The 15911-nt window shown below is 67.7% G+C and carries 14 protein-coding genes and 2 tRNA genes; 4 read left to right on the top strand and 12 right to left on the bottom strand.

Translation table 11 applies throughout. The annotated features are described in order from the left end of the window. Window positions 1–218: 218 nt before the first annotated feature. The 6 genes from ndk to mobA form a co-directional block, all read right to left on the bottom strand. Window positions 219–635 carry a nucleoside-diphosphate kinase gene (gene ndk, locus ABFT43_RS07285; protein WP_347959696.1) on the bottom strand — a complete coding sequence of 139 codons (417 nt, stop codon included), beginning with the start codon at window positions 633–635 and terminating at the stop codon, window positions 219–221. Between the two features lie 51 nt (window positions 636–686). Beyond that, window positions 687–1148: a hypothetical protein gene (locus tag ABFT43_RS07280; RefSeq protein ID WP_347959695.1), complete on the bottom strand. Its 462-nt coding sequence runs from the start codon at window positions 1146–1148 to the stop codon at window positions 687–689. Between the two features lie 197 nt (window positions 1149–1345). Beyond that, window positions 1346–1735: a DUF4233 domain-containing protein gene (locus ABFT43_RS07275; RefSeq protein ID WP_347959694.1), complete on the bottom strand. Its 390-nt coding sequence runs from the start codon at window positions 1733–1735 to the stop codon at window positions 1346–1348. Then, window positions 1732–3246, bottom strand: coding sequence for a bifunctional tetrahydrofolate synthase/dihydrofolate synthase (folC, locus tag ABFT43_RS07270; protein WP_347959693.1), 1515 nt, complete (start codon window positions 3244–3246; stop codon window positions 1732–1734). The genes ABFT43_RS07275 and folC overlap by 4 nt, the downstream gene beginning before the upstream one ends. Then, a complete protein-coding gene (locus ABFT43_RS07265) occupies window positions 3243–5915 on the bottom strand; it encodes a valine--tRNA ligase (protein ID WP_347959692.1) in 2673 nt (890 codons plus the stop codon). The genes folC and ABFT43_RS07265 overlap by 4 nt, the downstream gene beginning before the upstream one ends. 45 nt (window positions 5916–5960) lie before the next feature. Further along, window positions 5961–6611 (bottom strand): molybdenum cofactor guanylyltransferase, encoded by a 651-nt coding sequence (mobA, locus tag ABFT43_RS07260; RefSeq protein ID WP_347959691.1) that lies wholly within the window; start codon window positions 6609–6611, stop codon window positions 5961–5963. A gap of 49 nt (window positions 6612–6660) precedes the next feature. Here mobA and ABFT43_RS07255 point away from each other — a divergent pair, with 49 nt between their 5' ends. Beyond that, the gene (locus ABFT43_RS07255; RefSeq protein WP_347959690.1) at window positions 6661–9000 is read left to right on the top strand and encodes an FdhF/YdeP family oxidoreductase; all 2340 of its coding nucleotides are present in this window, start codon (window positions 6661–6663) and stop codon (window positions 8998–9000) included. A 63-nt stretch (window positions 9001–9063) separates the two neighbouring features. On the opposite strand, the gene clpX is transcribed toward ABFT43_RS07255, so the two are convergent. From clpX to ABFT43_RS07230, 5 genes are all read right to left on the bottom strand, one after another. Further along, window positions 9064–10344: an ATP-dependent Clp protease ATP-binding subunit ClpX gene (gene clpX, locus ABFT43_RS07250; RefSeq protein ID WP_347959689.1), complete on the bottom strand. Its 1281-nt coding sequence runs from the start codon at window positions 10342–10344 to the stop codon at window positions 9064–9066. A 196-nt stretch (window positions 10345–10540) separates the two neighbouring features. Then, window positions 10541–11239: an ATP-dependent Clp protease proteolytic subunit gene (locus ABFT43_RS07245; protein ID WP_347959688.1), complete on the bottom strand. Its 699-nt coding sequence runs from the start codon at window positions 11237–11239 to the stop codon at window positions 10541–10543. Between the two features lie 50 nt (window positions 11240–11289). Then, entirely contained in the window at window positions 11290–11889 is a 600-nt protein-coding gene (locus ABFT43_RS07240) for an ATP-dependent Clp protease proteolytic subunit (protein ID WP_347959687.1), read from the bottom strand. 305 nt (window positions 11890–12194) lie between these two features. After that, entirely contained in the window at window positions 12195–13550 is a 1356-nt protein-coding gene (gene tig, locus ABFT43_RS07235; RefSeq protein WP_347959686.1) for a trigger factor, read from the bottom strand. An 87-nt stretch (window positions 13551–13637) separates the two neighbouring features. Continuing rightward, a tRNA-Pro gene (locus ABFT43_RS07230) sits at window positions 13638–13711 on the bottom strand. Window positions 13712–13937: 226 nt separating this feature from the next. Between ABFT43_RS07230 and ABFT43_RS07225 the strand changes: the two genes are divergently transcribed. Next, a tRNA-Gly gene (locus ABFT43_RS07225) sits at window positions 13938–14011 on the top strand. Window positions 14012–14100: 89 nt separating this feature from the next. Here ABFT43_RS07225 and ABFT43_RS07220 read toward each other — a convergent pair. Next, complete coding sequence (locus tag ABFT43_RS07220) at window positions 14101–14373, bottom strand: hypothetical protein (protein WP_347959685.1); 273 nt, start codon at window positions 14371–14373, stop codon at window positions 14101–14103. Window positions 14374–14569: 196 nt separating this feature from the next. On the opposite strand from ABFT43_RS07220, the gene ABFT43_RS07215 reads away from it, so the two are divergent. Further along, window positions 14570–14755, top strand: coding sequence for a hypothetical protein (locus ABFT43_RS07215; protein WP_347959684.1), 186 nt, complete (start codon window positions 14570–14572; stop codon window positions 14753–14755). 255 nt (window positions 14756–15010) lie between these two features. Continuing rightward, entirely contained in the window at window positions 15011–15751 is a 741-nt protein-coding gene (locus tag ABFT43_RS07210; RefSeq protein ID WP_347959683.1) for a L,D-transpeptidase, read from the top strand. The last annotated feature ends 160 nt before the right edge of the window (window positions 15752–15911 follow it).

Raw genomic sequence — 15911 nt, 5'->3', positions numbered from 1 at the left:
TCTCGGCTGCTGGCAGCAGCCAAACCTCGGCGGGGTCAGCTGTGGTTTGAGCATCACGGTGCAGCTGGCCGCACCGCGAGGCGCCGAACCAAGGCGCGTCATCCGGCCACCGTCGACAAAGTGTGTCGGCGATAACTGTGCAAGTATCCCACACGGCGGCCGGATGGCCGCAAAGTATGCGCGTTACGCACGCGCGCGTCGGAGAAGAGACGAGAGAATCAGCCGGCCAGTCCGGGGAACCAGAGGGCGATCTCGCGCTCGGCCGATTCCGGCGAATCGGAACCGTGGACGATGTTGTACTGGGTCTCCAGTGCGTAATCGCCGCGGATGGTACCGGGCACGGCCTTCTCCACCGGATCGGTGCCGCCGGCGATCTGGCGGAATGCCGCCACCGCGCGATGCCCCTCGAGCACCATCGCGACCAAGGGGCCGGAGGTGATGAATTCCAGCAGCGACGGGTAGAAGGGCTTGCCCTCGTGTTCGGCGTAGTGGCCGCGGGCCACCTCGTCGCTCGCGGTCTTGAGTTCGAGGGCGACGAGGGACAGACCCTTGCGCTCGATCCGGCTGATGATGTCGCCGACGAGATTGCGCTTGACGCCGTCGGGCTTGATGAGTACGAGAGTGCGTTCAGTCACGACAGACACCATATCGACCGTCCCCAGGGCGCCGATGGGCAGGAGTGGACGTCAGGAGCAGTATTCGCCCGCGACCGGGAAGAAGCCGTAGTTGAACAGGCTGCCCGACTTGGACCGCGGGTCGACGACCACCTGCAGGCATCCGCCCGGCGAGTCGAGCGCACCGGCGAGCGCGAGGTCGAACTGCTGGGCCAGGGCCAGGTTCGCGGGCTTGTAGCGAGCCGGGACCGGCAGGGTGGCGATCGCCTCCGGGGCCTTCATCCCCGCGATGTCCTTGGTGATCGCGTGGGTCGCCAGCCAGCTGAACTCGCCGTCGCCGACGGGCACGGGGGCGTCGGCCTCGGGCACCCGGAACGCCGCGATCGCCTCGGGGGCCTGCTCGGGAGCTGGATCGGCCGAGGCAACAGCGGGAGCGCCGAGAGCGAGTGCCGTCGCGGCGCCGACGAGGGCGAGGCCGGCAAAGGCGCGGGGGCGATCAGAGCGGGCGGGGGTGCGGGAAAACAGGAACTGCACGTACGTCCTCACGTCGGGTGTCGTCACGATCGCGGTCGCGATTGAGAAGGAAGCCAGGCGGGAACCACTCCGCTCCCCCACGGCTTGCGCCATTCTCGCAGCAACCCCGCCGACGCGCTGCCCTTCGACGGTAACGGTCTGGACACAGGTTTTGCAGCTGGTGAACCGCCGATCGTCCGACGGCGCACCGGCCGGCGTCACTCGATGGGCTCCTGCCCTGGGAGCAGTCCCTGTTCGATGCGCTTCTCGACGTCGAGCTTCACGTGCCGGATGTAGAGCCACACCGACGCGAAGACCACGCCGACCACCGCGATCGACCAGTGGAAGAGCCCGCCGACGATCACCGCGGCCTGTAACGCGAGGTCGAGATTCAGCGCCCACGGACGACCCTGGAGACCGCACGCGAGGATCATCGCGATCATCAGCAGCGCGAGGTAACCGCCCGACACCCAGGTCAGGCCGCCGCCGAGCCGCCACACTATCGGGAACGCCAGCAGCACGACGATGACCTCGAGGACCATCGTCCCGGCCATCACGCCACGCAGGCCCTTCCACGGGTCGTTGGCGGGCGGGGTGTAGCGGGTCATGAGGGTTCCTTGTTGAAGAGTGTGCGTGCGGCCCCGGCGGTGACGACGGACCCGGTGATGACGACCCCGGCGCCGGAGATGCGCTCGCCGTCGGCCTCCTCGGCCAGGGCGATCGCCTCCTCGACGGCGTCCGGCAGGAAGGGCTTGACCACGACACGGTCCTCGCCGAACACCTCGTGCGCGTACTCGGCGAGGGTCTGCGGGTCGAGCGCGCGCGGTGAACCGTTGTCGGTGACGACGACCATGTCGAGGACCGGCTCGAGTGCCTCGAGCAGTCCGCGCGCGTCCTTGTTGCCGAGCACGCCGACGACGCCCACGAGCCGGCGGAAGTCGAACTCCTCGGCGAGCGCGCGGGCGAGGGCCGCGGCGCCGTGCGGGTTGTGCGCGGCGTCGGCGAACACCGTCGGCGCGCTGCGCAGGCGCTCGAGGCGGCCCGGGCTCGCCACGGACGCGAACCCGGCCCGGATCGCCTCGACGTCGAGCTGCCGGTCGGGACCTGCGCCGAAGAACGCCTCGACCGCGGCGAGCGCCACCGCGGCGTTGGCCGCCTGATGCGCCCCGTGCAGCGGGAGGAACACCTCGTCGTACACGCCGCCGAGCCCCTGGATGGTCAGCATCTGACCGCCCACGGCCAGCACCGAGTCGAGCACTGTGAACTCCGAACCCTGCCGTGCCACAACGGTCTCCGCCTCCACGGCAGCCCGCAGCAGCACCTCCATCACCTCCGGCGACTGCTCGGCGATGATGGTGACCGGATCGACCGGCGCGAGCGGGTCGGGCTCGCCGGGCTTGATGATCCCCGCCTTCTCCCCGGCGATCTCGGTCAGCGAATCACCCAGATAGTCCGCATGGTCCATGGCGATCGGGGTGATCACCGACACCGTGCCATCGATGACGTTCGTCGCATCCCAGCGTCCGCCCATGCCGGTCTCGACGACCGCTACGTCGACCGGGGCCTCGGCGAAGACGGCGTACGCCATCGCGGTGAGCACCTCGAACTTGCTCATCCGCGGTCCACCCGATGCGGTCGAGCTGTCGTCGACCATCGTGATGTACGGCTCGAGCTCGCGGTAGGTGTCGATGTACGTGCGCGCCGGAATCGGCTTGCCGTCCACCGAGATCCGCTCGGTCACGCGCTGCAGGTGTGGGCTCGTGATGCGTCCGGTGCGCCGGTGCAGCGCGAGCAGCAGCGCATCGATCATGCGGGTCACCGACGTCTTCCCGTTGGTGCCTGCGATGTGGATCGACGGGTAGGCCCGCTGTGGCGACCCCAGCAGGTCCATCAAGGCGGAGATCCGCGTCAGCGAGGGCTCGATCTTCGTCTCGGGCCACCGGGTGTCGAGCTCGGCCTCGACCTCGGCGAGTTCGGCGAGATCCTCGGCGCTGTCACCCGCGCGCAGGGGTTCGGGCGCGGGCGCCGGCTCCTCGTCGTCGAGCAGCGACTCGAGCCCGAGCGGATCGTCCCCGACGACTGCGGGATCCTCTTCGGGAAAACCGTTCTCGTCGCTCACGCTCGCCCGGCCAGACTCGCCAGCTTGGCCTTCAGCCGCTCGACCTCCTCGGTGGCGATCCGCTGGCGCTCGCGGATCTTGTTCACGACATGGTCGGGCGCCTTGGCCAGGAACTGCTCGTTGCTCAGCTTGCCCGAGGTGGTCGCGAGTTCCTTCTCCGCGGCCGCCAGGTCCTTGGTGAGGCGCTTGCGCTCGGCCTCGACGTCGACCGTGCCCGAGGTGTCGATGGCGACGGTGACCGTGCCGACCGACAGGCGCACCTCGATGGTCGCGGTGGCCCCGAAATCGGGACCCGCGGCGTCGAGACGCGCGAGCGACTGCACATACGGCAGCAGCGGTTCGATGCCCGACTCCCCCAGGCCCTCGAACTGCGCGGCGACCCGCTGGCCCGGGCGCAGGCCCTGGTCGCTGCGGAACCGGCGCACCTCGGTGATCAGCTTCTGCAGGTCGGCGATCCGGGCGGCCGAGTCGGCCGACCAGTCCCGGCCCGACGGTGCCGGCCACTGCGCGATGACCAGCGACTCACCGCCGGTGAGCGCCTTCCACAGCACCTCGGTGACGAACGGCATCACCGGGCTCAGCGCGCGCAACAGCGGCTCGAGCACCGCGCCGAGCACGATTCGCGTGTTCTCCGAACGCTTTTCGTCGTTCTCGGCGAACTGGACCTTGGCCAGTTCCAGGTACCAGTCGCAGACCTCGTCCCACGCGAAGTGGTAGAGCGCCTCGCACGCCTTCGAGAACTCGAACGCCTCGAAACCGGCGTCGACCTCGGCGAGCACCTCGTCGAGGCGGCCCAGGATCCAACGGTCGGCGTCGGTGAGCTCCGCCGTGTCCGGCAGCTCGCCGACCTTGGCACCGTTCATCAGGGCGAACTTGGTCGCGTTGTACAGCTTGGTCGCGAAGTTGCGCGACGACTGAGCGTGGTCCTCGCCCACCGAGATGTCGGCGCCCGGGTTCGCGCCGCGCGCCAGCGTGAACCGCAGGGCGTCGGCGCCGTAGCGCTCGACCCAGTCGAGCGGGTCGATGCCGTTGCCCTTCGACTTCGACATCTTGCGGCCGTGCTCGTCGCGGACGAGGCCGTGCAGGAACAGGTTGTGGAACGGGATCTTCTTGTTCGGCCCCAGCTCCTTGCCGACGTAGGTGCCGAACATCATCATCCGGGCCACCCAGAAGAACAGGATGTCGTAACCGGTGACGAGAACCGAAGTGGGGTAGAACTTCTCGAGATCCGCGGTCTGATCGGGCCAGCCCATGGTGGAGAACGGCCACAGGCCCGAGGAGAACCAGGTGTCGAGGACGTCGGTCTCCTGGACGTAGCCCTCCGGCGCCTGCTCGTCCGGGCCGACGCAGATGACGTCACCGTCGGGGCCATACCAGATCGGGATGCGGTGGCCCCACCACAGCTGGCGCGAGATGCACCAGTCGTGCATGTCGTCGACCCACGCGAACCAGCGCGGCTCCATCGACTTCGGGTGGATGACCGTCGAGCCGTCGCGGACCGCGTCGCCGGCTGCCTTGGCCAGCTCGGACACTCTGACCCACCACTGCATCGACAGCCGCGGCTCGATCGGCTCACCGGTGCGCTCGGAGTGGCCGACGCTGTGCAGGTACGGACGCACCTCCTTGACGATGCGCCCCTGCTCGGCGAGCGCCTCGCGCACCTTGACGCGCGCCTCGAAGCGATCCATGCCGTCGAACTGCGTTCCGGTGCCGGCGATCCGGGCCGACTCGTCCATGATGGTCGGCATCGGCAGGTTGTGCCGCTGACCGATCGCGAAGTCGTTGGGATCGTGCGCCGGGGTGATCTTGACCGCGCCGCTGCCGAACTCGGGATCGACGTAGTCGTCGGCGATGACCGGGATCCGGCGGTCCAGAAACGGGTGCGGCAGCTCGGTGCCGACGAGGTGCTTGTAGCGCTCGTCGTCGGGGTGCACGGCGATCGCGGTGTCGCCGAGCATCGTCTCCAGACGGGTGGTGGCCACGACGATGTGCGGCTCGTCGTCGTTCAGCGAGCCGTAGCGGAAGCTGACCAGCTCGCCCTCGACGTCGGCGTAGCTGACCTCGATGTCGCTGACCGCGGTCTTGAGGACCGGCGACCAGTTGACCAGACGCTCGGCCTGGTAGATCAGCCCGTCGTCGAACATCTTCTTGAAGACGGTGTGCACGGCCCGCGACAGACCCTCGTCCATCGTGAACCGCTCGCGCGACCAGTCGACGCCGTCGCCGAGGCGGCGCATCTGCTCGCCGATGTTGCCGCCGATCTCCTCCTTCTCGGCCCACACCCGCTCGATGAAGGCCTCCCGGCCCAGGTCGTCGCGGGTCTTGCCCTCGGCGGCGAGCTTGCGCTCGACCATGGTCTGCATCGCGATGGCCGCGTGGTCCATACCCGGCAGCCACAGCACCTCGTAGCCCTGCATACGACGGCGGCGGCACAGCGCGTCCATGAGGACGTGCTCGTAGGCGTGACCCATGTGCAACGACCCGTTGACATTGGGCGGCGGGATCACGATCGAGAACGGGGGCTTGTCACTCGTCGCGTCGGCGGTGAAGTAGCCGGCGTCTACCCAGCCCTGGTACAGGGCGGCCTCGTGCTCGGCCGGGTCCCAAGATTTCGGCAGGTCGTTCTCGGGCAGCGCGGATGTCGGGTCGAGTGATGTCACGGGCGCCATTCTATGTTTTCGCCGGGTGTGACCTCGCCGCCGGTCCCGTCCCGCCTACTTGGCGACGGCCCGCAGCCGGTGCACGTCCTCCGGGGCGTTGACGTTGACGAGCCAGTCGGGGTCGGACACCCCCACTCGATGGGTGTGCAGGGCCTCGATCGCGCCCAGCATCCGGCGTTCCCCGCCGGTGACGAGATCGGCGATCACCGGCGCGGCGTCGGTGCGGTAGATCCCGGCCATCGGGTGATCACGCTGGGCGTCGCGCGCGATCACCACCTGGGTGGAGTCGGTCATCCCGCGCAGCAGCTCGTCGATCAGTCCGGGTGCGATGAGGGGCATGTCCGTCGCGCACACGAAGGCGAGCCCGGCCCCGGCAGCCGCGGCCGCGCGCAGACCCGCGATCAGCCCGCCGAGCGGACCGATGCCCTCCTGCTCGTCGGTCACCCAGCGCACCCGGTCCCGGTCGATGCCCGGCGCGGCGCGGTTGCGGATGTCGTCGATGCCCTGATAGGCGGCGGACCTCTCACCCGCCACCACCAGCACCGGGTCGCAGCGCTGCTGCACCATCCGGACCACCCGGGCGAGCATCGGCTCGCCCTCCCAGTCGAGCGCGGCCTTGTCACTGCCCATGCGGCGCGAACGGCCGCCGGCCAGGACGATCCCCGCGAGTCCTACAGCCCCTGCACTCCCCGTGTCTTGAGTCACAACCCCCAGTCTGCGCGAAACGTCGTCACTGCGGGGCAAGATGGACATCATGAGCCCTTCCCCCCAGGGTGACCCCCGGATCACCGAGCAGACGGCCACCGGCCCGGACATCACCGAGCCGACCGAGGTCCACCGCAAGCATCCCAAGACATGGGCCGCCGGGGTGCCGGCAGTCGCGGTGGCCCTCAAGCGAGGGATGGAGCAGATGGGGCCGGTGCGGACCGCGCGGACACTGTTCCACCTCAACCAGCGCAACGGCTTCGACTGCCCGGGATGCGCGTGGCCCGAGACCCCGGGCCACCGCAAGCACGCGGAGTTCTGCGAGAACGGGGCCAAGGCCGTCGCCGAGGAGGCCACCCGGCGCGCGGTCACCCCGGAGTTCTTCGCACGGCACTCCGTCGAGGATCTCGCGACCCGCAGCGGGTACTGGCTGTCCCAGCAGGGTCGCCTCGCCCACCCGATGTACCTCGCGCCGGGCGACACGCACTACCGCCCGGTCGGCTGGGACGAGGCCTACGGAATCGTCGCCGACGAACTCGCCGCCATGGGCTCCCCCGACGAGGCGGTGTTCTACACCTCGGGCCGCACCAGCAACGAGGCCGCGTTCGTCTACCAGCTCTTCGCCCGCAGTCTCGGTACCAACAACCTGCCCGACTGCTCCAACATGTGCCACGAGTCGTCGGGCGCCGCGCTCGGCACCTCGATCGGCATCGGCAAGGGATCGGTCACCGTCGGCGACATCGAGGCCGCCGACCTGATCCTCATCGCCGGCCAGAACCCGGGCACCAACCACCCACGGATGCTTGCCACGCTGGAGAAGGCCAAACACAACGGCGCACGCATCGTGGCCATCAACCCACTGCCCGAGGCCGGCCTGATGCGGTTCAGGGACCCGCAGAAGATCAGCGGAATCCTCGGTGCCGGGACGCCCCTGGCCGATGACTTCCTGCAGGTCCGGCTCGGCTCGGACATGGCGCTGTTCCGCGGGGTCGCCCGCCTCCTGCGCGACGCCGAGCGCGCCGCGCCGGGCACCGTGTTCGACCGCGAGTTCCTCGACGAATCCTGTGTCGGCGTGGACGAGTACCTCGCGATGCTCGACGACGTCGACCTCGACCAGGTCGCCGGAATCACCGGGCTCGAGCGGAGGCAGATCGAGGATCTCGCCGAGAAGGTGCGGACCTCGCAGCGCATCGTGCTGTGCTGGGCGATGGGACTCACGCAGCATCGCCATGCCGTCGCGACGATCGCCGAGGGCACCAACGTACTGCTGCTGCGCGGCATGATCGGCAAGCCGGGCGCCGGATTGTGCCCCGTCCGAGGGCATTCCAACGTCCAAGGCGACCGCACGATGGGCATCTACGAGAAGATGCCGGAATCCTTCCTCGCCGCCCTCGACGCGGAGTTCGGGATCACCAGCCCCCGCAAGCACGGTTACGACACGGTCGCCGCGATCAAGGCGATGGCCGCGGGCAGGGTCCGCGTGTTCATGGCGATGGGCGGCAACTTCGTGTCGGCCACCCCCGACACCGAGGCGACCGCCGCCGCGCTGCGCAACTGCGCGCTGACGGTGCACGTCTCGACCAAGCTCAACGAGTCACATCTGGTGACCGGACGCCATGCGCTGATCCTGCCGACCCTCGGCCGCACCGACCGCGATGTCGTAGACGGTGTGCCGCAACGGGTTTCGGTGGAGGACTCGATGTCTGCGGTGCACCTGTCGCGGGGCTCGCTGCCGCCGGTCTCCGATGAGCTGCGCAGCGAGATCGCCATCGTCTGCGAACTGGCCGCGCGTGTGTTCGGTCCCGATCATCCGGTGCCGTGGACGGCGCTCGAGAACGACTACGACACCATCCGCGATCACATCGAGCACGTGATCCCCGGGTTCGAGGACTTCAACATCCGGGTCCGGCGCAGCGACGGTTTCGTGCTCCCCCACCCGCCGCGCGACCGTCGCTCGTTCGACACCCCGGACGGGAAGGCGCATTTCGGGCTGTACCCGCTCGAGTGGGTGCCGATCCCCGACGGCCGGCTCATCCTGCAGACGTTACGCAGCCACGACCAGTACAACACCACGATCTACGGGCACGACGACCGTTACCGCGGGATCTCCGGCAACCGGCACGTCGTGATGGTCAACCCGGCCGACATCGCGGCGCTCGGCCTGCGCGACGGCCAGCACGTCGACATCGTCTCCGAGTTCGACGGCCCCGACGGCCTCGAGGAGCGCCGGGTGCGCGACTTCGAGATCGTCGCCTACGACACCCCGCGCGGGAACGCCGCCGCCTATTACCCGGAGACCAATCCGCTGGTCCCGCTCGACTCGGTGGCCAAGGAATCCAACACCCCGGTGTCCAAGGCGGTCGTGATCCGGCTCGAGCCGGTCTCGTAGAAAGCTGAGATCCCCGCCCGGGGCGACCCGGACGGGGATCTCACTTCTCTTGCGGAGGTCTTCTCAGGCGCTCTTGTCGCGTCGCTCGTCGCTCGAGGGCTTGCGCGGGACGATGGTCGGCAGCACGTTGTCGCGCACCGTTTCCCCGGTCACCACGACCTTGGCGACATCGTCGCGGCTGGGGATGTCGTACATCACCGGGAGCAGGACCTCTTCCATGATGGCGCGCAGACCACGGGCACCCGTGCCCCGGTGGATCGCCTGATCGGCGACCGCTTCCAGTGCATCCTGGGTGAACTCGAGTTCCACACCGTCCATCTCGAACAGGCGGGTGTACTGCTTGACCAGCGCGTTCTTCGGCTCCGACAGGATCGCCACCAGGGACTTCTTGTCCAGGTTGGTCACCGAGGCGACGACCGGGAGACGGCCGATGAACTCGGGGATCAGACCGAACTTGATCAGGTCCTCCGGCATGACGTCGGCGAACTGATCGGTGGTGTCGATGTCGTCCTTGCCCTTGACCTCGTTGCCGAAACCCAGGCCGCGCTTGCCGATGCGCTCGGAGACGATCTTCTCCAGACCCGCGAACGCGCCCGCCACGATGAACAGCACGTTCGTGGTGTCGATCTGGATGAACTCCTGATGCGGATGCTTGCGACCACCCTGCGGCGGCACCGATGCCTGCGTGCCCTCGAGGATCTTGAGCAGGGCCTGCTGCACACCCTCACCCGACACGTCGCGGGTGATCGACGGGTTCTCGCTCTTGCGGGCGATCTTGTCGACCTCGTCGATGTAGATGATGCCGGTCTCGGCACGCTTGACGTCGTAGTCGGCGGCCTGGATCAGCTTCAGCAGGATGTTCTCGACGTCCTCGCCCACATAACCGGCCTCGGTCAACGCGGTGGCGTCGGCGATCGCGAACGGCACGTTCAACATCTTGGCGAGCGTCTGCGCGAGGTAGGTCTTGCCGCAACCGGTCGGGCCGAGCATCAGGATGTTCGACTTGGCCAGCTCCACGCTCTCACCCGTTCGGGAGTCCTTCTTCTCCCCCGCCTGGATGCGCTTGTAGTGGTTGTAGACCGCCACCGCGAGAGTGCGCTTGGCCTTGTCCTGCCCGATGACATACTTCTCCAGGAAGTCGCGGATCTCCGCGGGCTTCGGGAGCTCGTCGAGTTTGACGTCGCCGTTCTCGGCGAGTTCCTCCTCGATGATCTCGTTGCAGAGGTCGATGCACTCATCGCAGATGTACACGCCTGGCCCGGCGATGAGCTTCTTCACCTGCTTCTGGCTCTTGCCGCAGAAAGAGCACTTCAGCAGGTCGCCGCCATCTCCGATTCGTGCCATCTCGCGTTGTACCTACTTCCTCGTTGCCGGACTGATGTGTCTGGTCCGTCGCGTCGCACGCAGACGGGCACGGGTCGATTCACTCGACATTCCATGTGCCCGGTAACCCGACGGTACCCGCGTGCCGCTCGAACTTCGACCGATAAGGCCAAATGTCGCGACAAGATTTCTCGCGACCGAACCCGCTCGATACGGGTCAGGAGTTCTTCATCGACTTCTTGCGGTACGCAAAGACCTCGTCGACGATGCCGTACTCCTTGGCCGCGTCGGCGGTCAGGATGTTGTCGCGGTCGGTGTCCTTGCGGATCTTCTCCTTGGGCTGACCCGTGTGCTTCGACAGGATCTCGTCGAGGCGATCGCGGATGCGCTCGATCTCGGCGGCCTGGATCTCCAGGTCGGAGACCTGACCCTGGTAGGCGCCACCGGTGCGCGGCTGGTGGATCAGCACGGTCGCGTTGGGCAGCGCGGCGCGCTTGCCCGGGGTGCCGCCGGCGAGCAGGATCGCGGCGGCCGACGCGGCCTCACCCAGGCAGACGGTCACGATGTCGCAGTGGACGTACTGCATCGTGTCGTAGATGGCGAGCATGTCGGGCACGCTGCCGCCGGGCGAGTTGATGTACATGGTGATGTCGCGATCGGGGTCCTGCGACTCGAGGACGAGCAGCTGGGCCATGACGTCGTTGGCCACCACCTGGTCGATCGGCGTGCCGACGAAGACGATGCGTTCCTCGAACAGCTTGGCGTACGGGTCGTACTGCCGCTGGCCGTTCGGGGTGTGCTCGATGAACTGCGGCAGGATGTAGCGCGCCTCGATGTTCTTGAGCGCCAACGCCGACGCGGGGACACCGGCGGCGACCTCGGCGGGCAGTCCGTCGAGCGAGAAGGAGTTGGTCATCTGTTGCTCCAATGATTGAGGGTGGCTCGAAAGAGGGCTGATCTACCGGGTCACTGCCCCGGGCGGGTGATCACCTTGTCGACGAAGCCGTACTCGAGGGCCTCCTGCGCGGTGAACCACTTGTCGCGATCGGCGTCGGCCTCGATCTTCTCGAGCGGCTGACCGCTGAACTCGGCGTTGAGCCGGTTCATCTCCTTCTTGGTGAGCGCGAACTGCTCGGCCTGGATGGCGATGTCGGCCGCGGTACCACCGATGCCGGCGGACGGCTGGTGCATCATGATGCGCGCGTGCGGCAGGGCGTGGCGCTTGCCCTTGGTGCCGGCGGCGAGGAGGAACTGCCCCATCGACGCCGCCATACCCATCGCGTAGGTCGCGACATCGCACTCGGCGAGCTGCATGGTGTCGAAGATCGCCATGCCCGCGGTGACCGAGCCACCGGGCGAGTTGATGTAGAGGTGGATGTCCTTGGTCGGGTCCTCGGCGGCGAGCAACAGGATCTGGGCGCACAGCCGGTTCGCGATCTCGTCGTCGACCTGGGTGCCCAGGAAGATGATGCGTTCGCGCAGCAGACGCTCGAACACCGAGTCGGTCAGGTTCAACCCAGCCACACCCGAACTCATCGAGGGTGTGTGGATGGTCGGCTCACTCACGGGTTCCTACCTTTGCCTTGTTGTCATGACCTGCGCGCTCCCGGCCGGCGGGCCAGACGGGCGTCACGCATGTTCCGATCTGTCTGATGACGTCCTCCCCGACACTAGTCAATCGACGCCCGTCGCCACCGCCGAGGACACGTGGATTCGCTGAGAGCAGAACGGATCACGTCGGTGAAGATCTGATCCAGTGCGCTGTATCGGGCGTGTCACCGCGGGTATCGACGCCGATCGCCGGCCCCGTGGCGACGGGAGCCGGCGATCGTATCGGTGTTCTCGCGGGCCGGATCAACGGCCCGCTGGCCTCAGTCCTCGGACTCGGCGGCCTCGTCCTCGTCGTCGTTGCCACCGAAGAACTCGGAGGTGTCGACGGCGTTGCCGGCGCTGTCGGTGACGGTCACCTGGCCGACGATCGAGGCAAGCGACTTGCCGCGACGGACGTCGGCGTAGACCGCGCCGACCTGGTTCGCCTGGGTCAGCTGCTGGATGAACTCCTGCGGCGGCATGCCGTACCGCTGCGCGGTGAAGATGATCTGCTGGGTCAGCTCTTCCTGGCTGACCTGCGTGTCCTGCTGGTCGGCGATGGCGTCGAGGAGCAGCTGCTGGCGGACCGACTTCTCGGCCTCCTCGCGGGTCTCGGCGTCCCACTCCTCGCGGGTCTTGCCCTGCGCCTCGAGGAACTTGGCAACCTGCTCGTCGTCGTGGCCGAGCGCGTGGATGATCTGGTGCTGCTGCCCCTCGATCTCCTCCTCGACGACCTTCTCCGGAAGCGGGATCTCGACCTTCGCGAGCAACTCGTCGAGGACGGCGTCGCGGATCTTGTTGGCCTGCTCGAGCTTCTTGGACTGCTCGACACGCTCGCGGAGGCTGTTGCGCAGCTCCTCGACAGTGTCGAACTCGCTGGCCATCTGGGCGAACTCGTCGTCGACCTCGGGCAGCTCGCGCTCCTTGACCGACTGCACGGTCACCTTGACCACGGCCTCCTCGCCTGCGTGCTCACCGGCGACGAGCTTGGTGGTGAACTCCTTGCTCTCGCCGGCCCTCAGGCCGATGAGCGCCTCGTCGAGGCCGTCCACGAGCTGACCGGAGCCGACCTCGTGCGACAGGCCCTCGGTGCTTGCCTCCTCGACCGGCTTGCCGTCGACGGTGGCCTCGAGGTCGATCGACACGAAGTCGCCGTTCTCGATGCCGCGCTCGACGCCCTTGAGGGTGCCGAAACGGGCACGCAGGTTCTCCAGCTGGGTGTCGACCTCGGACTCGTCGATCTCGATGGCGTCGACGGTGACCGCCAGGGTCGAGTAGTCCGGCAGCTCGATCTCCGGACGGACGTCGACCTCGGCGGTGAAGCTGATGGCCTCGCCGTACTTCAGCTCGGAGAGGTCGATCTCCGGCTGGCCGATTGCCTTGGTCTCGGTCTCGGCGACGGCCTCGGAGTACTTGGCGGGAAGGGCGTCGTTGACGACCTGCGCCAGGATCGCGTCACGACCGACGCGCGCCTCGATCAGCTTGGCGGGCGCCTTGCCCGGCCGGAACCCGGGGATCCGGATCTGCTGGGCCAACGACCGGTAGGCCCGGTCGAAGTCTGCCGACAGCTCCTCGAACGGGACCTCGACGTTGAGCTTCACTCGCGTCGGGGTGAGTTGCTCGACAGTGCTCTTCACGCCTGCTCCTTATATCTGCGGTGATGAAAAAAGTTCGGTTCGGTCGGGGATGCGTTCCCGTGACCCGCGACGGTCACAACCGACGAGTCGGGATGACAGGATTTGAACCTGCGACCCTCCGCTCCCAAAGCGGATGCGCTACCAAGCTGCGCCACATCCCGCGGTCCTCAGGTCGCGGTGAGGCCGGTGGTGGCCGACCCGCGCATCAGGGCCAACAGAAGATAGTACGTGGCCCCGGTCGCGACGTGACGCACGGGTGCCCCGGCGGTCAGGAGGGGCACCCCGACACACCCCCGAAACACCCACCCCGATTTAGAAATCCGGCGCGACTTTATGTATGGTTTCTCAACGCAAGCGCCGTGCGGGATTCCCGCCGGTCGTGAGCACGCGGGTGTAGCTCAATGGTAGAGCCCTAGTCTTCCAAACTAGCTACGCGGGTTCGATTCCCGTCACCCGCTCCACACGAGAGGCGAGGGTCTGCACAGGCCCTCGCCTCTCACCGTTTCCGCAGCCGCCCCCGCTGAGCCGCCCCGGATTCCACGCAGGGGCCTCAGTACGGGAACCAGCCGTCCTCGTACGGATCACCCCAGAACGGATACCCGTACGGGGTCTCGTAGATGTAGTAGATCCTCGGCGCCGACGGCGGCGGGGAGGAGTTGTCCGGGCCGTCGTCCCCGGGTCCGGTCGAGATGACCGGCGGCGGACACGGGGCCCATTGCCCGTCCCCGATCGGCATCATGCACGGTTTCTCCGCAGTGGCGATCCCGGCCCCGCCCATGAGAATCGCCAGGGTCAACGTCGCTGTTGCTGCGATCCTGTTCATCGCCTCTTGTCCGATCCGTAGCCGGTTGTGGATGCCGCCGACCCCGGGAGGCGACCCCCGACCCCTCGCGCGCGTGCCCCACCACTCGGAGTCCGGCGCATCTTCTACTGTGCGCCTTCTTCCGACCGCCTGCGACCTGCGTTTTCGAGCTGCAACAACCCTGTGACGGCACCCACATCCGGCGTAGTCTGGGGGCATGTCCTCTACACACAGCAAGACCCAGCGAAAGTGCCAGTCCTGCGGCGCACCGCTCTACATCCGCCGCGATGTCGTCGAATCCGAGGCCGGGGTGCCCCGCATCGACGTCATGCTCGTGTGCCGTGACGAGGCGTGCCCCGAACCGGCACGCCATCTCCGCACCGAACACCCGCAACCGGTCTAGGCCGGACCCGCCCGGACTGGGTCAATCGATCCTGTTGAACCGCCGCAGCCCGAGGGCGAAGATGTACGCCATCGGGATGATGACCCGAGTCCGCCCACCCCATGTGACGACCACCACAGCACTTTCGGGCGGCGCGCTCACCTGAGGTTTTTGCCACCGCGCACCCGCCGTTCGCGATCCTGCCGGGTCGGTGAGCGCCGGAATCCTTGGCCGCCAGGCAACGGTTGTGTAACGATGGGGTCGCGCTTCAGGGTGATGCGCGAGATATTCATCGAACCGAAGGTACGTCCTGTGCTGACCAGAAAAGTTCACTCCTCGCGGGCTGCAGGTCGACGCTCGACCCGACGCCTCGCCGGCGTCGTCGTGGGCGTCCTGACCATGGCTCTCGCCCTCCCCGGCGTTGCGAACGCCGCCCCGGTCACGGTGATCCCGGGCCTCCCGCCCGTCGAGATCCCGGAGATCCCGGGCCTGCCGACTCCTCCTGCTCCGTCGACTCCCGAGAAGACAACGCCGGAGCCGCCGACGAGCACCACCCCGGAGAAGCCGGCCGACCCGGCGATGCCGAACGTGAAGACCAAGACCGGCTACATCGCTCTCGCCGACGACAAGACCCACACCATCACCTGGTGGAAGAACGGCGAGATCGTGAAGAAGATGCCGATCTCGATGGGCTCGGACAAGCACCCGACCCCGAATGGCGTGTACCACACCAAGGAGAAGTACCGCGACATGTACATGGACTCGTCCACGTACGGCGTCCCGGTCGACTCCCCGGAGGGTTACCGCACCTACGTCGAGTACGCGACCCGCATGTCGTGGGACGGCATCTTCATCCACGCGGCACCGTGGTCGGTCGCCCAGCAGGGCAACAGCAACGTGAGCCACGGCTGCATCAACGTCTCGACCGAGAACGGCAAGTGGGTGTACGACAACATCCCGAGCGGTACCCCGATCGTGGTGCGCAACACCATCGGCGGGCAGTACACCGGCGACTAGTCGCCACACGAACAACAGACCGAGGGCCGGTCACCGCGCAGGTGGCCGGCCCTCGGTCTGTCCGTGAGGCATGTCGGGGCGGGCGGCGACAAGCGCATCCGTGTCGAGGGCATCGGTGTCGAGCCGGCAGTCGGTGGCCGGTCTCCCGCACGCGGGCGAT

The sequence above is a fragment of the Gordonia aurantiaca genome, assembly GCF_039939235.1.
GTDB lineage: Bacteria > Actinomycetota > Actinomycetes > Mycobacteriales > Mycobacteriaceae > Gordonia.
This window is presented reverse-complemented; position numbering and strand designations above follow the sequence as displayed.